Raw genomic sequence first — 24682 nt, 5'->3', positions numbered from 1 at the left:
TACACGCCAGACCGGCCAGCATTGAATTGCTGGCCGGTTTTGGTTTGTCAGGGCCGATCAATAATGCCGTTAATCGCTGATACAAGGTCGGCATAGCCGGTCACAACCGCGTCCGCGCCAAGCGATTTGGCGCGCATATCATCGACTTCCATCGCAACGGCAATTGCATGAATGTTGGCCGCGCGGGCGGCATTCACATCATTGGCGTGATCGCCGACCATGATGGCGGTGTCGGTTGAGTTATCAAAACCAATCTGACCCAGCACAAAACCAAGGAAGCGACCATCGGGCTTTTTGACCTCAGAGCTGTCCCCGCCAGCGATGATGCTAAACAGATCCGCGACACCAAGCTTGGTCAGGATTGCCTTGCACGGCGCTTCGGGTTTGTTCGATGCCAGTGCAATGGTCCAGCCATCTGATTTCAGTTGGCGCAGGACTGTTTCGGCATTTTCAAACAGGCGGGTATAGGCGTAGTCGGTTTCGACATAGCGCGCGTTGAAATCGACATTAAGCTCGTCAAGCATCTCATCCGTGGGCTCCGATCCACGTGCAGCAAAGGCGCGTTTGGTCAGCATCCAGGTGCCATCGCCTAGCATCGCCTCGATATCATGACGAACAAGCTGCGCATGACCATGGGCGGCCAGCAAATCATTCATCGCAAACAGGATGTCATCGACCCCGTCAATCAGGGTGCCATCAAGGTCGAACAGAATGAATTTGGCCATCGGGTGGGGCTCCTTGGATGTGAATTGGCGGCAGTGGTGACAAGTGCAGCATGGTTTATAGGAACTTAACGGAAACCGTGCCATTAACAATCGGTAACATCTGCTAACAGCCGGTAACAAAACGTGATTCTTTATGGGCTTTTGCTGCCCGGGAATATGTTCTAAGACTTGCTGCGAACGGGAATATTTGCATCACACTTCATCGTGATGGTGCCTGCAAAGGGGATGCTGCGGAATGGCGCAGCCAACAGGGATATAAATGTCGCTTGAACTAAGTGTTGTTGTTTTGGCCGCCGGGATGGGCACGCGCATGAAAAGCGCACTGCCCAAAGTCATGCACAAGGTCGCGGGCAAGCCGATGGTGGGGCATGTAATTGACACCGCTGCCCACCTAAAGGCCGCAAAGACCATGGTCGTTGTTGGCCCGGATATGCCTGATCTGATCAAGACCGTTGCCCCGCATCCGACCTTTGAGCAGACCGACCGTCTTGGCACTGCGCACGCCGTTCTTGCTGCCAAGGAAGGCCTGAAGGGCCTTACGGGCAATGTTCTGGTGCTTTATGCTGACAGCCCGCTTTTTACTGCCGAAACACTGGCGCGACTTGTTGCTGCGCGCGAAGAAAATGATCATGCGGTGGCGGTTCTGGGCTTCCGGCCCGAAGACCCGACCGGTTATGGCCGTTTGGTCACAGATCAGAACGGCAACCTGACAGCGATTGTCGAGGACAAGGAATGCAACGACGCGCAGCGTCAGATCAATTTCTGTAATTCCGGGGTGATGTGTTTTAAGGCCGAGGACATGATCGCAACCCTTGAGGCGATTGATAACGCCAATGCCAAGGGGGAATATTACCTGACCGATGCGGTCGAAGTTGCGCAAAAGAACGGCCAGAGCTGTGTTGCGGTCGAGGTGGACGAGGCAGAGACACTTGGTGTTAATTCCCGCACCCAGTTGGCCGTGGCCGAGGCCATCCTGCAAAATCGCCTGCGCGAAGCCGCGATGGCAGAGGGTGCGACGTTGGTTGATCCGGCGTCCGTGTTTTTCAGTGCTGATACCAAGCTTGGCCGTGATGTCATTGTCGAGCCGAATGTTGTCTTCGGACCCGGCGTGACCGTCGGCGACAATGTCGTGATCAAGGCGTTTAGCCATCTTGAAAGCTGTGTCGTTGGCAATGGTGCCGATATCGGGCCTTATGCGCGCTTACGGCCGGGGGCAGAAATCGGCGCTGGTGCAAGGGTTGGCAACTTCGTCGAGATCAAGAAGGCCGTGCTTGAGGCCGGTGCCAAGGTCAATCACCTGAGCTATATCGGGGATGCCCGTGTCGGTGCCAAGGCCAATATCGGGGCGGGGACGATCACGTGTAACTATGACGGCTTCCGCAAACAGCATACCGACATCGGGGCTGGCGCCTTTATCGGCTCCAACTCGTCGCTTGTCGCACCCGTCGAAATTGGCGATGGCGCGATTGTTGGCGCGGGCAGCACGATCACCGGCAAGGTCGAAGCAGATGCATTGATCCTGACCCGGGCCGAGCGGATCGAGAAAAAGGGCTGGGCTGCCAAGTTTCGCGAAAAAATGCGCGAACTGACCGGCAAGAAATAGCCCAAAACAAAGATTTTGAATTTACCGCCCACATTTACGGGTGGCCAGAAGACACGCGATATAAAGCAGGAAGAAAACCAATATGTGCGGCATTATCGGGATTATCGGCAAAGACAGCGTCAGTACACGTATTCTGGAAGGGCTCAAACGCCTTGAATATCGCGGCTATGACAGTGCCGGCATTGCAACGCTGGTCAATGGCGATATTGAGCGCCGCCGCGCAGAGGGCAAGCTGATCAATCTGGCCAAGCGTCTGGATGAAAGCCCGCTTGCCGGGGACGTTGGCATTGGTCACACCCGCTGGGCGACCCATGGTGTGCCGACCGAAAACAACGCCCATCCGCACACCGATGGCAAGGTCGCCGTGGTTCATAACGGAATTATCGAAAACTTCCAGGAAATCAAGGCGGAGCTTTCAGCCAAGGGCCGTGTGTTTGCCACCGATACCGACACCGAAGTGGTCGTGCATCTGGTGTCTGACTTCCTTGATCAGGGCAAATCCCCGCGTGACGCGGTTGCCGCCACATTGCATCGCATCGAAGGGGCTTTTGCGCTGGTGATCATGATTGCCGGTCAGCATGACGTGATCTTTGGTGCACGCCGTGGCACGCCGCTGGCCGTTGGTCTGGGCGAGGGTGAGATGTATCTCGGTTCCGATGCGATGGCGCTGTCGCACCTGACCAACAAGCTGATCTATCTTGAAGAAGGCGACTGGGTCGAAATGACCCGTGACAGCGTTCAGGTCCGCGATGAAAATGACGAAGATGTCACCCGCGAAACCAAGCTTTCGGCCGTTTCCGGTGCCATGATGGGCAAGGGCAACTACAATCACTTCATGCAGAAGGAAATCTTTGAACAGCCTGCGGTGATTGGCGATACGCTGCATGCGTTTATCAATCCGGCGACCCAGACGATCAAGCTGCCGGACATGCCGTTTTCCTTTGCCGATGCAACGCGTTTGACGATTGTCGCCTGCGGCACGTCGTTCTATGCCGGTCTGGTGGCAAAGCACTGGATCGAACGCTATGCCGGTCTGGGTGTGGATGTTGACGTCGCATCCGAGTTCCGCTATCGCTGCCCGCCACTGCCAAAAGGCGGCGTTGCCCTGTTCATTTCGCAGTCGGGCGAGACGCTTGATACCCTGGCAGCCCTTCGTTACGCGAAGTCCAAGGGCCAGAAAATCGTTTCCATCGTCAACGTGCCCGAAAGCACGATTGCGCGCGAAAGTGACGTCGTGCTTCTGACCTATGCCGGGCCTGAAATCGGGGTGGCCTCGACCAAGGCCTTTACGACGCAGCTCACGGTCCTCGCCTGCCTTGCGGTGACCATTGGGCGTGAAAACGGCACCCTCGCCAAGGGCGAAGAAGCCGCCATCGTCACTGCGCTGACCGAAGTGCCAAAACATGCTGCCGAAGTGCTGCATCATGACGAGGCACTTAAACAGCTTGCCCTTGAAGTCGCCGATGCGCGTGATGTGCTCTATCTCGGTCGTGGTCTGGGCTATCCGATTGCGATGGAAGGGGCGCTCAAGCTCAAGGAAATTTCCTATATCCACGCCGAAGGCTATGCCGCCGGTGAAATGAAGCATGGCCCGATTGCCCTGATTGATCAGTCTGTTCCGATCATCGTCATTGCCCCGTCCGATGAGCTGTTTGAAAAAACTGCTTCAAACATGCAGGAAGCCGCCGCACGTGGTGGTCGGGTGATCTTTATTTCCGACGCGCCGGGACTTGCCAAACTGGGTGATATGGCATCGGCGACAATCGAGCTCCCCAAGGTCGCCGACTTCGTCGCGCCGATCCTCTACACAATTCCGGTACAGATGCTGGCCTATCACGTTGCGGTTCACAAAGGCACTGATGTCGATCAGCCACGCAACCTTGCGAAGTCAGTAACCGTCGAATAATCGCAGCGATTATTCAAAACTATCAAAAAATGCCGAATGCAATCGCATCCGGCATTTTTGTTTGTGGGCGACTGGCCTAGTTCGAGCCGTTTTCATGAAACGGTTCGTGCTGTTCGAGATAGGCTAACAGCCAATTCATCAAGCGTGTAATTCTATTCCACGGAAATGATTGAGCGGGCTGACGTTGAGTGCTTCAAGTTGTTCCGGCAAGCGACCCTCCTAGAGAGTTCGTCAACAATGATGCCGCCGTTAAAGGCATCAAACCTGCGACGTCCGGTGAGTTCGAGGAACCCAACAGCAAAACCAAGATTTTGATGCACTTCTGCCATTATTTTGGCCGTTTCCACGGCCAGCCTGTCTTTGCCCACATGTAAGTGCGTTTGGGCCGATTTCCGTTTTGTTGAGAGTTTGCCGACTTTGACAATATTAACGAGAGCAGAGCTGTATCCGCATATGCCAAAAGTGAGCCAGAGCGGATCATTTTGCGAATTCTATCTGAAAAATCAATTGGTTAAATATGATCAAAGTCGACCTTCGATCAGCAAAAAAATCAACGGTGAAGTTAAGTGACGGGCAAGTGATTTAAATTCGGTGTTGTCGCGTGAAAACACACGTCTGAACGGCGGATTGCGGGCGTCAGATACTTCTCCCAACCAAGGCAGTGGTCGAAGAGTTTGTGATGAGAGTTATCGTAACGGGTGGGGCGGGTTTTATCGGTTCCGCGGTGTGTCGGGATCTGGCAGGTATCAAGGGCCATGAGGTTCTTAATATTGATAAGCTGACGTATGCCGCCGATCTAAGGTCACTGGACGCGGTTTCATCGCTGAAGAACTATAACTTTGCAAAACAGGATATTTGTAACAAGCCTGCAATTTCAAAGCTGTTTGCTGATTTCAGACCTGACGCTGTTTTGCATCTAGCTGCAGAAAGTCACGTGGACCGGTCTATCGAGGGGCCCGACGACTTTATCCGGACGAATGTCGTCGGAACGTTTTGCCTGCTTGAAGTTGCGAGGGATTATGTCGCCGGATTGCCTGTAAGCAAGAAGGACAAGTTTCGTTTTCACCATGTTTCGAGTGATGAAGTTTATGGTTCATTGGGCGATACAGGGAAATTTACCGAGCAAACTCCCTATGCACCCCGGTCGCCCTATTCAGCAAGCAAGGCCAGCTCTGATCACCTGGTGAGCGCATGGCACCATACATATGGCCTGCCAGTGATTATCAGTAATTGTTCAAATAATTACGGACCTTATCAGTTCCCTGAGAAGCTCATTCCGTTGACCATTCTGAACTTGTTGCAGGGTCGGAAGGTGCCGATTTATGGCGAAGGTCTGAACACCCGTGACTGGCTTCATGTGGAAGATCACGCCGAGGCACTTTCAGTAATTCTGGCTTCTGGCCGGGTGGGTGAAAAATACAATGTCGGAGGTTCAGCGGAACTGACCAACATTGATGTAGTTCGTCAGATTTTTGACACGCTGCGTAACTTGCGCCCAGAGGTCGTGCCAAGCAACTTCGACGACGTTGTTGACTACGTCAGTGACCGTCCAGGGCATGATTGGCGATATGCCATCGATCCCCGCAAGACACAAACCGAGCTCGGTTGGATGCCCAAACACAGCTTCACTGTCGGTATCCGGCAAACCGTGCAATGGTATCTTGATAATCGAGCATGGTGGCAGCCAATTCTTGAAAACAAGTATGCAGGTCAACGTCTTGGTCGGATGACGGGGGCGGGAAATGGTTAAGGCACTTGTTTTCGGAAAAAACGGCCAGTTGGCGCGCAGCCTGGCAGAGGTTGCGTCCGAATATCCTGACATCAGCCTGCAGTTCGTTGATCGATATGCATGTGACCTGTCGCAGCCTTTTTCTGTTGTCAATGTCATTGAGACTGCAAATCCGGATGTCATCATAAATGCCGCGGCCTACACATCAGTCGATAAAGCCGAAACAGAGAGCTCTTTGGCCCATACGATCAATGGTGAGGCCGTTGGTCATATAGCGGCAGTAGCGTCTCGATGCTCCATTCCGTTGATACACATTTCAACGGATTACGTTTTTGATGGAAATGCGACAGAACCCTACCGCGAGACAGACGTTGTTCGCCCGGCCAATGCCTATGGTGAAAGCAAGCTTGCCGGTGAAATTGCCATCCGCGAAATCGCGCCATATCATCTCATTTTACGAACATCCTGGGTTTATAGCCCCTATGGCAGGAACTTCGTCAAAGTAATGTTGTCGCTGATGGCGGAGAGAGATGAGCTTCGCGTCGTGAGTGATCAGATAGGTTGTCCGACCAGTGCGCTGGAACTGGCAAGTGCGATCCTGCGATGTGTTCCTGATTTGATGACACAACGTCCTACCGTTGCAGGCACGTATCATCTTGCTTCGCCTAATGCGATGAGTTGGTTTGGCTTCGCCAAGCAGATTCAGGCAGCCGCAAGAGATGTTTTTGGTGGGAGTTGGCGCGGTGGAGCCTGCAAGGTTGTGCCAATTCGTGCTGATGAGTTTTCGTCCGTGGCAAGGCGACCGAAATATTCTGTCCTTTCCGATACGCATTTCAAACGGACATTTGGTTTTGGCTTGCTGCCGACTGATGAAGGGCTTCTGAAGGTGCTCGCGGCCATAGGGCGGAGCCAGTGTGATGCGTAAGGGGATCATTCTTGCCGGTGGTACAGGGACACGGCTTCATCCTTCTACCCTAGTCGTGTCAAAGCAACTCCAACCAGTTTACGACAAGCCGATGATCTATTATCCGCTGACCACATTGATGCTGGCGGGGATAGCAGATATCCTGATTATCAGCACGCCCCGCGATGTTCCGCTGTTCAAAGACCTGCTCGGTGATGGATCGAAATGGGGCATCAGCCTTCAATATGCGGTTCAACCCGAACCCCGCGGCCTTGCAGATGCATTTATTGTCGGAGCGGAGTTTGTCGGGAACGATCCGTGCTGTTTGATTTTGGGTGACAATATCTATTTTGGGCACGACCTGACGAAATTGTTGGGCAACGCCATGGTCCAATCCGATGGGGCGACCGTGTTTGCCTATTACGTTCAGGATCCCGAAAGGTATGGCGTGGTCGAGTTTGATCGCGATGGTGTGGCCCTGGATATCGAGGAAAAGCCGGCCAATCCCAAATCGAACTTCGCCGTGACGGGGTTGTATTTCTACGATTCAGATGTTGTAGACATCGCCAAATCGATCAAGCCGTCCAAGCGTGGTGAGCTTGAAATTACCGATGTTAACAAGGCTTACCTTAAGCGTGGAACGCTTAAGGTCGAGAAGATGGGCAGGGGCTATGCCTGGCTGGATACGGGAACGCACGCTGCGATGCTTGAGGCCGCCAATTTTGTCCGTACCGTCGAGAGCCGCCAAAGCCTCAAGATTGCCTGTCCTGAAGAAATCGCGCTGAGAAAGGGCATGATCACGGTCGAACAGTTTGAAAAGCTTGCGAGTGAGTTTGGCGAGAGTTCTTACAAGGCATATCTTCAGACGGTTCTGCGAACCTACGATATCCTGTGAGCGGAACTAGAATACCGGGTTCTCTCGATAGCTCGCAAAACTCATGGCTTTTTCGTCTTTTGCTGACAGCGTGACCTGACTTTTGTCAAACGGCCAGTCGATGCCAAGGTCCGGATCATTCCACCTGATCGCGCGTTCGCTTTCCGGAGCATAAGGTGCGGAAACCTTGTAGTTCACTTCCGTATCGGGCTCGAGCGTGACAAAGCCGTGGGCGAACCCTGCCGGGATAAAGATTTGGTTCCAATCTTCTGCACTGATTTCAGTCGATACCCATTTCCCGAACGTCTTTGACTTGGCGCGAATGTCGACTGCGACATCCAGAATGCGGCCTCTGATGACCCGAACCAGCTTGTCTTGGGCAAAGGGCGGGCATTGAAAATGCAATCCTCGCAGCACGCCGACATTGCTCGATAAAGAGTGGTTGTCCTGCACAAACTGCGGATCGATGCCAGCTTTGGCAAAGGCTTCCAGATTATAGGTTTCAGAGAAAAAAACCCGCTCATCGCCAAATTTCTTCGGGAAGATCAGCTTGAGATCGGGAATTTCCAGCTCTTCAAATTGCATCCGTGCTGCCTTGTGCAGGGTAAATTAATTCGTCCAGACTATGGATAGCAGAAGCTTGGCCTTCGTGCATATGTGCATTTTTATAAAATTCTGGGCGTGGCAATTGAATGGGGGGCGGCTTTATCGAGGTTGCGGCACCCGTCGCTGCGATTATTGATTCTGGGCCTTGCGAAATGGGTCCGTTTGCGCCACGAGGGCAGAGAACTTTTTCATAAAGGGGGCGAATTCCGCGCCGAGATAATGATAAAGCGGCAAGACGGAAATCGTCTCCTCGATTACCGGTGCTGGTGTGTTGCCCAGAATTCCCTGTGCCAGCATGTCGTCGATATTGCTGTCTGCTGACAGAAAACGCGTGATGCGCCCTTCGGCATAGGCTTGGTGCTTTTCGGTATTATACATCATTGGCATGTGCGCAATGCCGGTTTTAACCGTATCCGCATGGACGTACTTTTCCTGCCATATCACGCCGAGCGTAAAGGCAATCGGCGTTGACGGGTCTTGATCGTTCGGATTGCGCCAAAGCCGGTTTGCGATCTCGCGCAGGGCAATGGATGATCTTACAAACGCGCGGGAATAGTTCTTTTCGGCTGGGATTGCCCGGTATAGCTCGCCATCCACGAGACCTTGGTTGAAATGCAAAAGTCCGCGACGCCCCGGCAGTTTGACGGCCTGAAGCGGGCAACCGAGATCCGCATAGAGTTTCTGCAGGATGACAATCGACTTCTGCGACATCGGGTCATTTTCGACATAGGCGATCTTTTTCGGGCATTCGACATCAGCCTCATCGGCCCAAGCATCGGTGCTGATTGTTTGCGAAGAAAACAAACCGACAAAGGCAAATAACAGAAAAGCGGGCGCCATCAGCTCTTGTCGTTTGCCTGAAGGCCCGGACGTCAGGGCCGATGAATTTTTACTGCACGACATTTTTTGCAATCCGGGTGTTTGCGCGATCATTGGACGTTATTTGCGTTCTTTGGCTGGAGCTTAGACGTGAAGTCCGCTTTTTCATAGATGTTTGAACCATGCATCTTCGTCGCCTGAGTCGGATCAGCCAAACAGCCCTTTGGCAAAAGCAAGTGTGACAGCCCGATATATATTCTTCTGCGGCGCGGTGCGGGGGCTTGTATCCCGGGCATGAAAATGTTTTGATCAGCCCGCTTTAAAACGGGGGCGGATTTTTGCTGCGCTCCGCATGCGGAAATCGCCAAAAATCGTGACATTTCTGCGTCTTTTTACATCTCCCTATTGACTTTGAACTGGTACTCCAATAAATGCTGTTAGCACTCGCCGGGGGTGAGTGCTAATACGGGCTCATCCCGGTTAGTCTTAGTTATTAACGAGCCTTAGCTTAAACACGGAGTTGTCTAAAATGAAGTTCCGTCCGCTGCATGATCGAGTACTGGTACGTCGTGTCGAATCCGACACCAAAACTGCCGGTGGCATCATTATTCCGGATACCGCCAAAGAAAAACCGCAGGAAGGCGAAGTCATCGCTGTTGGTTCTGGCGTTCGCAAAGAAGATGGCTCGGTCGTAGCCCTCGACGTCAAAGCAGGTGACAAAGTCCTGTTTGGCAAATGGTCGGGCACCGAAGTCAAGGTCGACGGCGAAGAGCTGTTGATCATGAAAGAATCCGACATCATGGGCATCATGGACTAAGTCAGCCCGTTTGGGTGATTTGTCCACGTTCATCCGTCTCATAGAGAGGAAAGAATATTATGGCTGCTAAAGAAGTAAAATTCTCCACTGACGCACGCGCCAAAATGCTGCGCGGTGTCGACATCCTTGCAGATGCTGTCAAGGTGACGCTTGGCCCGAAAGGCCGTAACGTTGTTATCGAAAAGTCCTTTGGCGCACCGCGCGTGACCAAGGACGGTGTTTCGGTCGCCAAGGAAATCGAACTGACCGACAAGTTCGAAAACATGGGCGCACAGATGGTTCGCGAAGTCGCGTCGAAAACCGCCGATCTGGCTGGTGACGGCACCACGACCGCAACCGTTCTGGCACAGGCCATCGTTCGTGAAGGCAACAAGTCTGTTGCTGCCGGCATGAACCCGATGGACCTGAAACGCGGTATCGACCTTGCGACCACCAAAGTGATCGAATCCATCCAGAGCCGTGCACGTAAAGTTGCCGGTCGCGATGAGATCGCACAGGTTGGTAACATTTCTGCTAACGGTGACCGTGAAGTCGGCGACATGATCGCTGAAGCCATGGAAAAAGTTGGCAACGAAGGCGTTATCACCGTTGAGGAAGCCAAAGGCCTGCACACCGAACTCGACGTTGTCGAAGGCATGCAGTTCGACCGTGGTTACCTGTCTCCGTACTTCGTAACCAACCCGGAGAAAATGGTCGCAGAAATGGATGCTCCGTACATCCTGCTGTTCGACAAGAAAATCTCCTCGCTTCAGCCGATCCTTCCGCTGCTTGAGTCGGTCGTTCAGTCCGGCAAGCCGCTTCTGATCATTGCTGAAGACATCGAAGGCGAAGCACTGGCAACCCTGGTTGTCAACAAGCTGCGCGGTGGTCTGAAAATCGCTGCTGTTAAAGCACCGGGCTTCGGCGATCGTCGTAAAGCCATGCTCGAAGACATCGCCATCCTTACCGGTGGTCAGGTTGTCTCCGAAGATCTCGGCATCAAGCTGGAAAGCGTCACCCTCGATATGCTTGGTACCGCGAAATCGGTTACCATCACCAAAGAAGAAACCACCATCATTGATGGTGCTGGTGAGAAAGCACAGATCGAAGCACGCGTTGGCCAGATCCGCGCCCAGATCGAAGAAACCACCTCTGACTACGATCGTGAAAAACTGCAGGAACGTCTTGCGAAACTCGCAGGCGGCGTTGCAGTGATCAAAATCGGTGGCGCTTCGGAAATCGAAGTGAAAGAACGCAAAGACCGCGTTGACGATGCCCTGCACGCGACCCGCGCTGCTGTTGAAGAAGGCATTGTTGCTGGTGGTGGTACGGCTCTGCTGTACTCCGTCAAGGCCCTCGAAGGTCTCGAAGGTGAAAACCATGACCAGACCATCGGTGTTGACATCGTTCGCCGTGCCCTGCAGGCACCGGTTCGCCAGATCGCACAGAACGCTGGCGTAGACGGCGCTGTTGTTGCGGGCAAACTGCTTGAGCAGGACGACGTAGAGTTCGGTTACGACGCTCAGAAGGGCGAATACACCAACCTCGTCAAAGCTGGCATCATTGACCCGGCCAAAGTTGTTCGTACTGCTCTGCAGGACGCAGCATCGGTCGCTGGTCTGCTGATCACCACCGAATGCATGATCGCCGAGAAAGCCGAAGACAAATCGGCTGGCGGCGCGCCTGACATGGGCGGCATGGGTGGTATGGGCGGCATGGGTGGCATGGGCTTCTAAGCCTTACCCAACCGACCTATCGCATAAGGGAAGGGGCTCGCCACTGGCGGGCCCCTTTTCTTTGTCTAAGCGGCAATAAAAAAGAGCCCGCACACTGGCGGGCTCTTTGATGAATTCAAAAGGTGTCAGCCAAACAGCTTTTTAAGCGTTCGGGGCTGACAGCGCAGATATTGCGGGGCGGCCTTGACCTCGGCGCCCAGCGTTGCGGCGGCATGCCACGGCCAGCGCGGGTCATACAGAATGCCGCGCGCAAGGGCGATGGCATCGGCCTGCCCGGTAAAGGTGATGGCTTCTGCCTGTTCGGCCTCTGTAATCAGGCCGACCGCAATTGTGGTCATGCCGGTTTCGGCCTTGATGCGGGCGGCAAACGGTACCTGATAATTGGGGCCGAGCGGGATTTGCTGATCGATATGAAGGCCACCTGACGAAACGTCGATAAAATCGCATCCGCGGTCCTTGAGGAGTTTGGCCAGCGCGACGCTTTGATCGATATCCCAGCCGCCTTCGACCCAGTCGGTTGCCGAAATACGGATGCCGAGCGGATAGTCAGCGCCAACGGCCTTGCGGATGGCGTCATAGATTTCGATCACGATGCGCGTGCGGTTTTCAAAGGAACCGCCATATTCATCGTCACGCTTGTTGGCGTGCGGTGACAGGAATTGATGGAGCAAATAACCATGCGCGCCATGAATTTCAATCGCGTCAAAGCCCAACCGGACGGACCGTTCAGCCGCCTCGACAAAGGCCTGAATGATGTCTGCAATGCGTGATTTTGTCATTGCCTCGGGGATTGGATCGCCGTCACGGAACGGCACGGCAGAGGGGGCTGAGACCTGCCAGCCATTTTCATGGTCCGGGGAAAGGGCATGGCCCCCCAGCCACGGTTTTTCACACGATGCCTTGCGCCCGGCATGGGCCAGCTGAACCGCAATCGGCATGTCGGAATGGCTACGGACAGCTTTGAGCGTTTTACCAAGTGCTGCCTCGGTTTCGTCATCCCACAGGCCGACATCGCCATAGGTAATGCGACCTTCCGGTTCGACGGCGGTGGCTTCGATAATCAGAAGACCGGCACCCGATTGCGCCAGATTGCCGAGATGCATGTCATGCCAATGGGTGACCTTGCCGTTATCGGCGGAATACTGGCACATCGGTGCAATAATTATGCGGTTATCAAGGGATAGCTTGCCCAGTGAAAGCGGGGTGAAAAGAGTGCTCATATGCGTTCCTTTAACTCGGACGGTGACGCGCGTGCGCCAATCAATGAGATGAAGCTAATCCGGGGGCGGGGCGGGCGCCAGCGTCATGTTGAATTTTTCCAGGGAATGGAATACCAGCAGAGAGTTGTCCAAGCAGGCGATCAGAAAAAATCAAAAATTCGCAAAAAAATGCATCGACCCACTTGCGGAAATTTTCACCCGATCTATCTCAATATCGGAAAGGGGCATGGTGCCCCGATACGCGTCAAGGTTGCAGCCTGGTCTGGACTGATGGCGCAAGAATACTCGTCTGTAATGGAGGGTACTACAATGACTGGTCTTCAGACTCTTAATGGATCCCGTCGTCCGTCTTCTGCACCGACTTACGGTGATCCTTTCACTCTTATTTCCCGTGACGTTGACCGCATGATCGGTTCGATCTTTGGTCACCGTGCATCCCCGTCGGCACAGGTATCTTCCGAAGAAGGCGAAGCGACCCAACCGTTGCTGAGCCCGCGGATCGACATCTATGACGGCGAAGATCACTTTGAACTTTCCGCCGAACTTCCGGGCGTTGAACAGGATGACGTCAATGTCGAAGTGCTTGACGGTGTTCTGACCATTACCGGCGAGAAGAAATTCAGCCGTGAAAGCAAGGATGGCGCCCATGTTGTCGAGCGCAGCTATGGCAGCTTCAAGCGGTCCTTCCGCCTGAATGACACCATTGATGCCGACAACATTACCGCATCCTTCAAGAACGGTGTTCTGTTGCTTACTCTTCCAAAGGTAGCAGAACAGAAGCCCGAGCCGCGCAAAATTGCGGTGACCGGCTAAGGCCTGTCTCTCCTCCCTGAGAAGCTTCCCCTGATAAGACTGACGGGCGGTTTTACCGCCCGTCTTTTTTTTTGTGTTCGCAGATTGGTGAGGCTTAGGTTGCTTAACGCCCGGCATAGCCGCTGCAATGATCAAGCGGCATGTCAAAGAGGCCGGTTTCATCAAAGCGGTCGAGTGCATCTGTCCACGGGTTCAGGTCGATATTCTGTGCCTTGAGCCAGTCGGGATTATAATAGGTATCGCAATAACGATCCCCGTCGTCACAGAGCAAGGTCACGACCGACCCGGTTTGTCCGGCCTTCTTCATTTCCGAGATCAGCGACAGGGTCGCAATCAGGTTGGTGCCCGTCGATCCGCCGCAGCGCCGGCCAAGATGCTTTTTCAGATAATAAAGGGCCGCAAAGCTTGCCGCATCGGGGATGCGATACATGCGATCGACCACGGTCGGGTTGAAGCTGGGTTCGACCCGCGGGCGACCGATGCCTTCAACGCGCGATCCCTTGCGGTTGGTGACCGAACAGTCGCCGGTTTCATATCCATCATAGAAAACCGAGTTTTCCGGGTCGGCCACGCAAAGCTCACAGCCCTGACCAAGGCTTCGGCCATAGCGGATATAGCGCCCGATGGTTGATGACGTGCCGCCCGTTCCGGCGCCAACAATGATCCAGCGCGGAATGGGGTGGGGTTCGCGTTTGAGCTGATCAAAGATGCTTTCGGCGATGTTGTTGTTGCCGCGCCAGTCGGTCGCGCGTTCGGCATAGGTGAACTGGTCCATGTAATGGCCACCCAATTCGCGCGCCAGACGTTGCGATTCCTCATAAATCTGGCCGCTGTGATCAACCAGATGGCTTTCGCCGCCATAAAAGGCGATCTGATCGATTTTTTGCTGTGATGTGGATTTCGGCATCACCGCAATAAAGCGCAGGCCAAGAAGGCGGGCGAAATAGGCCTCTGACACGGCGGTCGAGCCACTTGATGCCTCGATGATCGGGGTGTCCTTGTTGATCCAGCCATTGCACAGACCATACAGAAACAGCGACCGGGCCAGACGATGTTTGAGGCTGCCGGACGGATGGGTCGACTCATCTTTAAGGTACAGGCCAATGTCACCAAGCTTTGGCAAATCAAGGCGGATCAGATGGGTATCGGCAGACCGGTTGAAATCGGCTTCAATCGTGCTGATGGCATCGGCCACCCATTGGCGGTCATAAGGCATGAAACATCCTGACGTCTGGTTGGATCACTTTTTGGCCAAGTTTGGCCCGGAATCGTCATCTGTTTAGGGCAATATAATACAAAAAACGACAGTAAAATTGTGCTGATACATTTTCAGAACCGATCAGCAATCGTCGATTTTATCAGATTGGGCTTGCTAACACTTTTTTCAAAGCTCACCTTTAAGATACAAGCTTCACGATTCTTTCGATTTGACGGGATGGCGCGAAATCATGGCTGACGACGATAAGGACCCGTTTAGCGTACGTATGGGGGCCTCCGACATTGGGGCGGCCTATGATGTGCCTGTGCGTGTGTCAACGGTGATTGGCAAAAGCCAGATCCAGGTCGCGCAATTAATGCGCCTGACCCGTGGTGCCGTGCTTGAGCTGGACCGCCGCGTGGGGGAGCCGGTTGATATCTACGTCAACAACCGACTGGTCGCCCGCGGGGAACTGGTTGTCGTCGACGAAAATCTGGGTGTGACGATTACCGAGGTTGTCAAAAGCGGCATGGTGATCGAAACCCACCACTAATTCCGAACACACCGCAATCAACGCATCCCACCGGCTCATGACTGACGGTGGGATTTTTTGTCCTCGGTGGAACTTGCAAGGTTTTCAGGCGTTTGTGGTTAAACCCCTTTGAAGACTCAAGTTCCGGTCCACTGTCTTTGATGACAGTTGGCGACCTCATTTAGCCGAGGGTTACCCCATGATTAATCTAGTGACATCAGGCCTTCTGGCTTTGATCGGTCTTGCACTTGCTGTTGGCGGTGCATGGCTGATTGCGGTCGGCGGGAGCTTCTATTACGCGCTTGCCGGATTGGCCTTCCTGTTTGCAAGCTTTCTGGCCTTCTCACGCAAGCCTGTTCTGTTGCCGTTTTATGGCGCGTTTACACTCGCAAGCCTAGTCTGGGCTGTGTGGGAGGCCGGGTTTGACTGGTGGCAGCTGGCCCCGCGCGGCGGCCTGATCATTGTTGTCGGGCTTTGGCTGATGACGCCTGTTTTCCGCAGAACCCTGATCCAGGCGTCGCAGGATGAGGATGGTGCACGCGAGAATAAGAAACCGGTTCGATCCTTTGTGCTTGAAGGTAGTATCGTCATCGCCGTGATCGTTGCGGTCTATTCGATGATGAACAATCCCAATGCAATCGAGGGCACCCTGCCAACCAGTACGGTTGTCGAGAACCCCCAGTATGGCGGGTCTGTGCCTGATGGCGATTGGCATCATTATGGTCGAACGACCTATGGGCAGCGCTATTCACCGCTTGATCAGATCAATACCGATAATGTTGCATCGCTTGAACAGGCCTGGGTCTATCAGACCGGTGATCTGAAACGCGAAAGTGACGTGCCTGAAACCACCTATCAGGTCACACCGCTTAAGATCGGCGAGACGTTGTATCTTTGCACGCCACACAGTTGGGCGATTGCGATTGATGCCAAAACCGGACAGGAAAAGTGGAAATTTGATCCGGGCATTCCGCAAAACCCGGACCGTCAGCATCAGACATGCCGGGGTGTGACCTATTACAAGGACGCGGCCACCAACGAAACCGGCCCCTGCACCGAACGTGTGTTCCTGCCGACATCCGATGCACGCCTGATTGCCCTGGATGCGGCAACGGGTGAAATTTGCCCGTCATTCGGGGATGAGGGCACGGTGCATCTGGAAACCAACATGCCCTACAATCCGGCGGGCTATTATTATTCAACATCGCCGCCGGTTGCCGCAGATGGCAAGATCATCATTGGCGGGGCGGTGAATGACAACTATTCCACCAAATCGCAGTCAGGCGTTATTCGGGCCTATGACATCAATACCGGCGAGTTGATCTGGAATTGGGATTCAGGTAATCCGGAACAAACCGAACCGATCCCCGATGATCAGACCTATACCGCCAACTCGCCCAACAGCTGGTCGGTTTCCAGTGCGGACGAGGCGCTTGGCATGATCTATGTGCCGCTGGGCAACAAGGTCCCTGATCAGTTGGGCATGAACCGCGATGAAAATGTCGAAACCTATTCCTCGTCGATCGTGGCACTTAGCTTGGAGACCGGTCAGGTCCAGTGGGTGCGCCAGACGGTGCATCATGATCTTTGGGATATGGATGTACCGGCACAGCCAGCCCTGCTTGATATCACCAACGCCGATGGGGAAACTGTTCCGGCATTGGTTGGCCCTACCAAACAGGGCGATATCTATGTTCTGGACCGCCGCACCGGTGAGCCGATCATTCCGGTGACCGAGGTTCCTGCACCCGGTGGCGCAATTCCCGAGGATCATACCGCCCCGACCCAGCCGGTTTCAGACCTGACATTCATGCCAGAACCACTTACCGGCAAGGATATGTGGGGCATTACCCTGTTTGATCAGATGGCGTGCCGTATTGCGTTCCATCTGTTGAAATACGAAGGCCGTTACACGCCGCCGTCTCTGGAAGGGACGCTGGTGTATCCCGGCAACTTCGGGACATTTAACTGGGGCAGTGTTGCGGTTGATCCGGAACGCCAGATCATGTTTGGCATGCCGACCTATCTTGCCTTTACCTCGCGCCTGATCCCGAGGGCGGAGGTGCCACCCCGTGGCAGTAAAAAGGCCAGTGAAATGGGGATTAACCGGAACGAAGGTGCACCCTATGCGGTTGAAATGGGACCGTTCCTGTCGCCGCTTGGCATTCCGTGTCAGGCCCCGCCATGGGGGTATGTTGCCGGTGCCGACCTGCGTACGGGCGAGATTGCCTATATGCATAAAAACGGTACGGTCGAAGACATGACCCCGTTGCCGTTGCCATTCGAACTTGGTGTCCCGGGCATTGGTGGCCCGATCCTGACCAAGGGTGGTGTGGCGTTCCTTGGGGCGGCGGTTGATAACTATTTCCGCGCCTATGACGCCACGACCGGCGAGAAGATTTGGCAAACCCGTCTTCCGGCCGGTGGTCAATCAACGCCGATGACCTATGAAACCGATGACGGGACGCAATATGTGCTGATCGTCGCCGGTGGTCATGGATCAATTGGCACCAAGCCGGGTGATTATGTGATTGCCTACAAGCTTGCCGAGTAAGACCAGCAAAAACAGACCTTAAAGCGCACGGGCACCTGATTTCTTTCAGGTGCCCGTGGCGTATCTGGCGCTTGCAAACTTATCCGGTCGCATCAAGGGCGAGGCGTTTTTCAACCCGTTGAATTTCCTCGGGCCGGAGCCTTGGTTCCAGCGCGTCCAGTGCGGCCTGCGGGTTCAGTGGTTCTGCCTCGTTGGCACCTTCGGGAAAGGTGATCGGTCCGCGCGCAGCACGCCTTAGCCAGTAATAGGCGTCGGCATAATTCTGTTTCACGCCCCAGCCACGTTCAAGCAAGGCACCGAACATGAACTGTGCGGCGTGCATGTTTTCGTTTGCAGCGATTTCAAAGTAGTGGGCGGCCTCGACAAAGTTCTGTCGGACCCCGCGGCCATGGAAATACTGCGCGCCGATCATATAGGCGGCATTGGCATTGTGCGGATCAATGCGCAGCGCACGCTTGAAGTATTTCGTGGCCTGAAAATGATCGTAGGGCAGGCCAAATCCGTTGAAATGCATCAGGCCAAGATAATAGGTCGCCCCGCCGTGGTTGGTCTTTGCAGCCTTGCCAAACCACTCGGCCGCCATTTCGTATTCAGGCGCACCCAGATCACCACGAAAATACAGCAGACCCAGCGCATATTGCGCATACGGGTCGTTTTCCTGTGCCGCCAGATGCCAGAAGGACTGCGCGCGGACGTAATCCCCAGCCTGATAGGCATAGTAGCCTGTCTGGTATTCCTTGCTCATGCTTGCTGTGTGGCCCGCTGTTGGCAACAGCAGGCAGGCCAGCACGGCAAGCGCGAATAGGGGGTGTCGGCCCGAAAGGCTGGCCGATAAGGGGCTGGTCACGTCTGGGAACCGTCAGGAGTTTGTTTTAAACAGGGGGACGACCTTGCGGGCGCGTTTTTCGATGGCTTCAAGCACATTGACGATTTCAGCGCTTTGTTTGATGCGCTCACCGCTATGCAGGGCAACATATTGTCCGGCATTTTTGTGCTCGTTACCGAGCTTGATGACCGTGAAAAGAGGGGTTTCGTGGGTTGAACGGAAAATCGAAAACATCGCCATCCCGTCCAGATGATCGATGGCATAATCCTTCCAGGCGCCGCTGGCAACCTGTCGGGAATATGTGTTCATGAGTTTCATCAGTTCAGCCCGGTCAAAATGAACAAAGCTTTTGGCTTTGCGGTATTTGGCCAAATCGAACAATGTTCCCATGTGGTACTCCGGCAGCGTGTGTTCGGGGTTGTCCTTTGCCACAACGGGAAAATGACAACCTGATGACACGGTAGCGCGGATTGGCCGATGCCTCAAGTTTCAATGGATGAAAAACAGACCGGATTTTAGAGGCTGCGTGAACGGGTTGGCGGCCAATCAACGGTTTGCGATCCGGTGTTATAGGGATCGGGCGTGCGATAGCAACTGACCGCCGCAAGCGAGCGATAGCAATAAAGCGGCGGTTCCGGCACCGGTTCCTTTTTGCAATAGGACTTGCCGTCAATCTTGCGGATGGTGGAGCAATCCTGACCGGTCGATAGCGAAACCGCATGGTCAATCAGCGTCTTGTCGGAATTGATGATGCTGACCACGTCAAAGGCAATATACCATTCCCCACCGGTAAACAGACTGGTGCCGACAACATCGGACATCGTTGTTCCACAGCCCGATACAGTGGACCCCATCAAGGCTGCAAACAGCCCGGCAAGGATACGCTGTCGGATAAGGCGCCGTTTTGCGGGCTTGGTATGTGCAGTCTCGCGACGTTTCATTGTGGTCTCCGTCCGCTCACCGGGCAAATATGACCGATGACAAGTTCAAATCTGTTCCCTTGGCATTTACCAAAGCAAGCCCTGTGCCGAACTCTACCTTTGCCCCCGTTAAAACGACATTTGGCACTGATCTTGGGCGTTTTCAGCCCTGTGCATCACCGTCAAAAAGCATCCGGGTGCGGTGATGGTGGCGTTCAAACATTTCAAAGCCGTTTAAAACCGGTGATGTCGTGGGGAAAATGTGTGTCTGGCAGGCAATTCTTTCCCGTTGGGTTCCTGTGCCCGAATTGGGCCACATGGCGCTGATATCAGCCATGAAACGGTTATTGCGATCCCGCTTAATCCGAGGGCGGGGCAAAATAATCGTAGGAATAACCGGAATGGTGTCGAGCAGACTTGACCCTGTACCCGCTGGCGCGTTAAATCCTTGCCAGAAATTTTTCAGATAAGCGGGCAGGTTGCCCGCTTTATTGTGACCGGATTGGAGCCGTTTTCGTGGTTGATATTTTCCAGGAAGTCGAAGAAGACCTTAAGCGTGAACGCAGCGAAGAGCTGTGGCGCAAATACGGGAAATACGTGATCGGCGTTGCAGCGGCCATCGTGCTGGGTGTTGCCGGTCGTGAAGGCTGGAAAACCTATGAAACCAGCACCAGCATCGAAAACGGTACCCGTCTTGCCAATGCCGTCGAACTGGCACAGGACAGCGCAACCGACGAAGACGCCGCATTGGCCGCCCTTGATGCGATCATCGCCGATGGCAATGCCGATTTTGTCGCGCTTGGTCATTTCCAGAAGGCCGCAGTTTACCTTCGCGCGGATGCGACGCCGTCAGCAATCAGCGAACTCGACGCGATCGCCGGTAATTCCGACATTGATCAGGTTTATCGCGATCTTGCGGTTGTCCAGATTGCGATGAACAGTGCCAGCGAAGCAAACGCGCAGGAACTGATCACGCGTCTTGAGCCGATCGCCGTGCCCGAGAATGCGTGGTACTACTCTGCACGTGAAATGATTGCACTTTTGCATATCGCGGGTGGTGAGGTCGAAGCCGCCAAAGCGCTTCTGACCGAGATTGCTGATGATAACAGTGCGCCGGCCGGAATGCGCGCACGGGCAAGTGAAATTCTCAAGGCTGTTGGTGCCTGAGGTTCTTCGGGCATCAATGGGTCGCAACCCGCGATCCATATGACGTGAGTTTTTTCAGGGGATACGGTTTTGACCACACGCGGTATTAAGTCACTTCTTTGCGTAATGGGCCTGACGGGCCTTTTGGCAGGGTGCTCAGGCTGGCTTGGCGAGGCAGAAGATCCGCCGCTTCCCGGCGAGCGTATTTCGGTCCTTGCCCTGCAAAGCACGGTTCAGCCCGACATTGAACTGACCGACCAGCGCGTGATTTTGCCTGAACCGGAACCGATGGTCGACTGGCCGCAAAATGGCGGCTATCCGAGCCACGCACTCCATCACGTTGCGCTTGATAACGATGTCCTAGAACAGGACTGGTCGATTGATATCGGCGAAGGGTCGATGGATGACAACCTTCTGCTTAATCAGGCGATTGTCGCGCGCGGTGTGATCTTTACCATCGATGCCAGCGCCGAAGTCCGCGCCTTTGCTGCATCATCGGGCAAGCGCATCTGGTCGCTTGAACTCGCGCCTGAGGACGAAGAAGACAGCACGCTTTTGGGCGGTGGTCTGGCCTATGAAGCCGGTGTCATCTATGCGACGACGGGCTTTGCCGAAATCATTGCCATTGATGCGCCAAGTGCGACGATCCTTTGGCGTCAACAGGTCACAGCACCGATGCGTTCTGCGCCGACTGTGCGTGGTGGTCGCGTCTTTGCCATTACCATCGATAACCAGACTGTTGCGTTGAATGCGCGCACCGGTGAAACGCTTTGGAACCATCGTGGTGCGTCCGAGGGCGCGTCCTTTATCGGTGGTGCCAGCCCGGCGGTGGATCAGGGTGTTGTCATTTCGGCGTATTCGACGGGGGAACTTTATGCCCTTCGCGTTGAAAACGGTCAGGTGATCTGGTCGGATGCGCTGGCCGCAGCCGGTCGTACCGATGCGGTGTCGGCGATTGCCGATATTCGCGGCCTGCCGGTGATTGATAATGACCTGGTGATTGCGACAAGCAACTCTGGTTTGACGACCGCGATTGACCTTCGCACCGGGGTTCGTGTCTGGGAACTTGAGGCCGGTGGCATCCAGTCACCGTGGGTGGCCGGCGAATATGTATACCTGCTAACCAATACAAATGACTTGATTGCCTTGCGTCGACGCACCGGACAGGTTAAATGGGTGACCGTTCTGCCCCGTTTTACCGATCCCGAGGATCAGGAAGGCCCGATTGTCTGGACAGGGCCGGTACTGGCCGGTGACAGGTTGATCGTTGGTAACGAGCAGGGCGAAGTAATGACTGTTTCCCCTTATAGCGGTGACATTCTTGGTGAGGACGAAGTATCCGGGCCAATTACCCTGCCGCCATCTGTTGCCGGTGACAGCCTTTACTTCCTGACTGCGGATGCCGATCTAATCGCATATCGCTGATCAGGATACAGTTTTAGGCAAGGCGATTTGCCTTGCAGGATTTGCGATGCGCCGTGGGTCAATGTGCCCACGGCGCATAACGCCTTTTATTACGAGAGTCTGAAAATCAGATGTCGCTGAAAGTTGCCATTATCGGTCGCCCCAATGTCGGGAAGTCGACCCTGTTTAACCGTCTGGTCGGCAAAAAGCTGGCGCTTGTGGACGATCAGCCCGGTGTGACCCGTGACCGCCGTTACGGCAAGGCACGCCTTGGCGATATGTCTTTTGACATTATCGACACCGCCGGTCTGGAAGAAGCGTTTGATAATTCCGTCGAAGGCATGATGCGCCAGCAAAGTGAAAAGGCGTTTGAGGAATGCGATGTTGCGTTGTTCCTGATTGACGCCCGTGCCGGTCTGACGCCGCTTGATAACCATTTTGCCGATTGGCTGCGCAAACGCGAGAAGCCGGTCTATGTCATTGCCAACAAGCACGAAGGCCGTGATCAGGATCCGGGGCTTTATGAGGCCTATGGCCTTGGTCTTGGCGATGTCGCGCCGATCTCGGCCGAGCATGGCCTTGGGATCGAGTTGCTTTATGACATGCTTGAGCCGCACTGGAAAGAATGGAAAGACCGCGAACGGGTCGCCAGACAGCATGCGCGCGAAGCAGCACAGGAAGCGCTGAATGAGGCCCGTGCGGATAGCCTTGCAGATGAAGATTTCGATGACGAAGACGGTTTTGCCGATGACGAAGGTGAAGTCTTCCCGTCCTACGAGATCGAATTCAGCGAGGACGACGAAGACGAAGATGGCGAACTGATTGTCGAAGGCGCACGTGACAATTCGAAAATCCAGTTGGCAATTGTCGGCCGTCCAAATGCCGGTAAATCAACCCTTCTGAACCAGCTTTTGGGCGAAGAGCGCGTCATGACCGGACCGCAGGCCGGGCTCACGCGTGACTCGATTGCGGTCGACTGGTCCTATGAAGGCCGTCCGATCCGTTTGGTCGATACCGCCGGTATGCGGCGCAAGAAGAAGATCGATGACCGCGTTGAAAAGCTGTCGGTTGCCGATACGCTTCGTGTGATCCGCTATGCGCAGGTCGTGGTTCTGATGATCGATGCGACCAATACGCTTGATAAGCAGGACCTGACGATTGCGCGTATGGTGCTTGAAGAAGGCCGTGCGTTGATCATTGCTGTCAACAAGTGGGATGCGATCATCGACAAAAAGGGCGTCATGCAGGAACTGCGTGACAAGCTTGATACGTCCTTTGCCCAGGCCAAGGGCATTCCGGTTCTGACTTTCTCGGCCTTGACCGGGCGTGGCACGGATCGCCTGATGCCGACCGTTCTTGATATCCACGATATCTGGAGCCGCCGCATCCCGACCTCGCAGCTCAACCGCTGGCTTGAAGCAACCACTGAACGCCATTTGCCGCCGGTCATTTCCGGGCGTCGTATTCGCCTGCGCTATATGACCCAGGCGAAATCGCGTCCGCCAAGCTTCTTTATCAACTGCTCCAAGGCGGCGGAACTGCCCGAAAGCTATACGCGCTATCTGATCAATGGTCTACGCGAAGATTTCGATATGCCGGGCGTTCCGATCCGTATTTACCTGCGCAGCAGCGATAACCCTTATGCCAACAAGAAAAAGAAACGCTAGTTTCGACTTGTTGCCAAACACAAAAAAGCCGCCCGTCGGAAACGAGGGCGGCTTTTTTGTGCCAGATTGCTGAGCAAGACCTTATTCGAACGCGGCAGACGGACCGTTATCAATGATTTCCTTGATATGGTCGGGCAAGTCCTGTTCGGTGAAGCCTTCCTGGATTTCGCGGCTTTGGACAAAGGCGAAAATGTCGGCGATGTCCTGACCTGAAAAATCAATCTGATAGCCAAGATCGGCTTGCTGCAGGGCCAGCATCTGCGGTGCGCCGCGCCACATGCGGGCAAAGAATTCGAACGGTTCGCGCGCGATATTCATGTTTGATGCATCAAGGCTGGTGGCCACATCGCTGCCGACATTGTTGACCGAATGACAAATCACGCATCCGCGCTCCGCAAACAGGGCCTTACCGCGTTTTGCATCCATTTCCGGTATCGTGGTCGTCGGGGACCCGTTTCCGCCTGCCTGCGCCTCTGTGGTGGTCTGCAGGGTTATCGGTGTTGCAATGATCAGTGCAAAGCCAACAGCCCCCAACGGGGCAAAGATGCAATTACGAAGCGCCTGTTTCATGGCAATACCCAGATTGATTGTTGCGGATTGAGGCCATGCTAACGACCCGGGGCGGGTAAATGCAATCAATTGATGGTGCTTGTAAATTTTAAATATTTTCCCGGGTGACCGGTGGGGGCGAACACCCGGGAAAA

At 54.4% G+C, this 24682-nt stretch carries 23 protein-coding genes; 14 read left to right on the top strand and 9 right to left on the bottom strand.

Annotation, left to right across the window (positions count from 1 at the left end; genetic code table 11):
• Positions 1-47: 47 nt before the first annotated feature.
• Positions 48-725 (bottom strand): HAD family hydrolase, encoded by a 678-nt coding sequence (locus AUQ41_RS10535; protein ID WP_063088392.1) that lies wholly within the window; start codon positions 723-725, stop codon positions 48-50.
• 259 nt (positions 726-984) lie between these two features.
• On the opposite strand from AUQ41_RS10535, the gene glmU reads away from it, so the two are divergent.
• From glmU to rfbA, 6 genes are all read left to right on the top strand, one after another.
• Entirely contained in the window at positions 985-2328 is a 1344-nt protein-coding gene (glmU, locus tag AUQ41_RS10530; RefSeq protein ID WP_063088391.1) for a bifunctional UDP-N-acetylglucosamine diphosphorylase/glucosamine-1-phosphate N-acetyltransferase GlmU, read from the top strand.
• An 82-nt stretch (positions 2329-2410) separates the two neighbouring features.
• On the top strand, positions 2411-4234 hold the full coding sequence (gene glmS / locus AUQ41_RS10525) for a glutamine--fructose-6-phosphate transaminase (isomerizing) (protein WP_063088390.1): 1824 nt from the start codon (positions 2411-2413) through the stop codon (positions 4232-4234).
• Between the two features lie 188 nt (positions 4235-4422).
• Positions 4423-4608 carry a hypothetical protein gene (locus AUQ41_RS20715; protein ID WP_143588769.1) on the top strand — a complete coding sequence of 62 codons (186 nt, stop codon included), beginning with the start codon at positions 4423-4425 and terminating at the stop codon, positions 4606-4608.
• A gap of 305 nt (positions 4609-4913) precedes the next feature.
• Positions 4914-5984: a dTDP-glucose 4,6-dehydratase gene (rfbB, locus tag AUQ41_RS10515; RefSeq protein ID WP_063088388.1), complete on the top strand. Its 1071-nt coding sequence runs from the start codon at positions 4914-4916 to the stop codon at positions 5982-5984.
• The gene (rfbD, locus tag AUQ41_RS10510) at positions 5977-6888 is read left to right on the top strand and encodes a dTDP-4-dehydrorhamnose reductase (RefSeq protein WP_083952904.1); all 912 of its coding nucleotides are present in this window, start codon (positions 5977-5979) and stop codon (positions 6886-6888) included. The genes rfbB and rfbD overlap by 8 nt, the downstream gene beginning before the upstream one ends.
• Positions 6881-7762: a glucose-1-phosphate thymidylyltransferase RfbA gene (rfbA, locus tag AUQ41_RS10505; RefSeq protein ID WP_063088387.1), complete on the top strand. Its 882-nt coding sequence runs from the start codon at positions 6881-6883 to the stop codon at positions 7760-7762. The genes rfbD and rfbA overlap by 8 nt, the downstream gene beginning before the upstream one ends.
• 6 nt (positions 7763-7768) lie before the next feature.
• Here rfbA and rfbC read toward each other — a convergent pair whose 3' ends face one another.
• A complete protein-coding gene (gene rfbC / locus AUQ41_RS10500) occupies positions 7769-8326 on the bottom strand; it encodes a dTDP-4-dehydrorhamnose 3,5-epimerase (protein ID WP_063088386.1) in 558 nt (185 codons plus the stop codon).
• A gap of 150 nt (positions 8327-8476) precedes the next feature.
• Positions 8477-9187, bottom strand: a complete 711-nt coding sequence (locus AUQ41_RS10495) for a hypothetical protein (RefSeq protein ID WP_063088385.1) — start codon at positions 9185-9187, stop codon at positions 8477-8479.
• A gap of 508 nt (positions 9188-9695) precedes the next feature.
• On the opposite strand from AUQ41_RS10495, the gene groES reads away from it, so the two are divergent.
• Positions 9696-9983, top strand: coding sequence for a co-chaperone GroES (groES, locus tag AUQ41_RS10485; protein WP_008890518.1), 288 nt, complete (start codon positions 9696-9698; stop codon positions 9981-9983).
• Positions 9984-10042: 59 nt separating this feature from the next.
• On the top strand, positions 10043-11698 hold the full coding sequence (gene groL, locus AUQ41_RS10480; RefSeq protein ID WP_063088383.1) for a chaperonin GroEL: 1656 nt from the start codon (positions 10043-10045) through the stop codon (positions 11696-11698).
• A gap of 125 nt (positions 11699-11823) precedes the next feature.
• Here the strand turns inward: groL and AUQ41_RS10475 are convergent, their stop codons facing one another.
• Entirely contained in the window at positions 11824-12918 is a 1095-nt protein-coding gene (locus AUQ41_RS10475; RefSeq protein ID WP_063088382.1) for an NADH:flavin oxidoreductase/NADH oxidase, read from the bottom strand.
• 309 nt (positions 12919-13227) lie between these two features.
• On the opposite strand from AUQ41_RS10475, the gene AUQ41_RS10470 reads away from it, so the two are divergent.
• Positions 13228-13731, top strand: a complete 504-nt coding sequence (locus AUQ41_RS10470) for an Hsp20/alpha crystallin family protein (protein WP_063088486.1) — start codon at positions 13228-13230, stop codon at positions 13729-13731.
• A 103-nt stretch (positions 13732-13834) separates the two neighbouring features.
• Here the strand turns inward: AUQ41_RS10470 and AUQ41_RS10465 are convergent, their stop codons facing one another.
• A complete protein-coding gene (locus AUQ41_RS10465) occupies positions 13835-14947 on the bottom strand; it encodes a PLP-dependent cysteine synthase family protein (protein WP_063088381.1) in 1113 nt (370 codons plus the stop codon).
• Positions 14948-15179: 232 nt separating this feature from the next.
• On the opposite strand from AUQ41_RS10465, the gene fliN reads away from it, so the two are divergent.
• On the top strand, positions 15180-15482 hold the full coding sequence (gene fliN / locus AUQ41_RS10460) for a flagellar motor switch protein FliN (RefSeq protein WP_040823589.1): 303 nt from the start codon (positions 15180-15182) through the stop codon (positions 15480-15482).
• 178 nt (positions 15483-15660) lie between these two features.
• The gene (locus AUQ41_RS10455) at positions 15661-18015 is read left to right on the top strand and encodes a glucose/quinate/shikimate family membrane-bound PQQ-dependent dehydrogenase (RefSeq protein ID WP_063088380.1); all 2355 of its coding nucleotides are present in this window, start codon (positions 15661-15663) and stop codon (positions 18013-18015) included.
• Positions 18016-18094: 79 nt separating this feature from the next.
• Here AUQ41_RS10455 and AUQ41_RS10450 read toward each other — a convergent pair whose 3' ends face one another.
• From AUQ41_RS10450 to AUQ41_RS10440, 3 genes are all read right to left on the bottom strand, one after another.
• Positions 18095-18862 (bottom strand): tetratricopeptide repeat protein, encoded by a 768-nt coding sequence (locus tag AUQ41_RS10450; protein ID WP_232308366.1) that lies wholly within the window; start codon positions 18860-18862, stop codon positions 18095-18097.
• Between the two features lie 12 nt (positions 18863-18874).
• Entirely contained in the window at positions 18875-19231 is a 357-nt protein-coding gene (locus AUQ41_RS10445; protein ID WP_008890526.1) for a DUF2794 domain-containing protein, read from the bottom strand.
• Positions 19232-19356: 125 nt separating this feature from the next.
• On the bottom strand, positions 19357-19782 hold the full coding sequence (locus AUQ41_RS10440; protein ID WP_008890527.1) for a hypothetical protein: 426 nt from the start codon (positions 19780-19782) through the stop codon (positions 19357-19359).
• 495 nt (positions 19783-20277) lie between these two features.
• Here AUQ41_RS10440 and AUQ41_RS10435 point away from each other — a divergent pair, with 495 nt between their 5' ends.
• The 3 genes from AUQ41_RS10435 (at position 20278) to der (ending at position 23978) form a co-directional block, all read left to right on the top strand.
• Positions 20278-20928: a tetratricopeptide repeat protein gene (locus AUQ41_RS10435; protein WP_063088378.1), complete on the top strand. Its 651-nt coding sequence runs from the start codon at positions 20278-20280 to the stop codon at positions 20926-20928.
• 69 nt (positions 20929-20997) lie between these two features.
• A complete protein-coding gene (locus AUQ41_RS10430; RefSeq protein ID WP_232308365.1) occupies positions 20998-22332 on the top strand; it encodes a PQQ-like beta-propeller repeat protein in 1335 nt (444 codons plus the stop codon).
• A 110-nt stretch (positions 22333-22442) separates the two neighbouring features.
• Positions 22443-23978: a ribosome biogenesis GTPase Der gene (gene der / locus AUQ41_RS10425; protein ID WP_063088376.1), complete on the top strand. Its 1536-nt coding sequence runs from the start codon at positions 22443-22445 to the stop codon at positions 23976-23978.
• Positions 23979-24059: 81 nt separating this feature from the next.
• Here der and AUQ41_RS10420 read toward each other — a convergent pair whose 3' ends face one another.
• Complete coding sequence (locus tag AUQ41_RS10420; protein ID WP_232308364.1) at positions 24060-24548, bottom strand: c-type cytochrome; 489 nt, start codon at positions 24546-24548, stop codon at positions 24060-24062.
• Between the last annotated feature and the right edge of the window lie 134 nt (positions 24549-24682).

The sequence above is a fragment of the Thalassospira sp. MCCC 1A02898 genome (genome assembly GCF_001618185.1).
Classification (GTDB): Bacteria; Pseudomonadota; Alphaproteobacteria; order Rhodospirillales; family Thalassospiraceae; genus Thalassospira; species Thalassospira tepidiphila.
The sequence above is the reverse complement of the archived record's forward strand: the minus strand, read 5'-3'. Positions and strand labels throughout refer to the sequence as shown.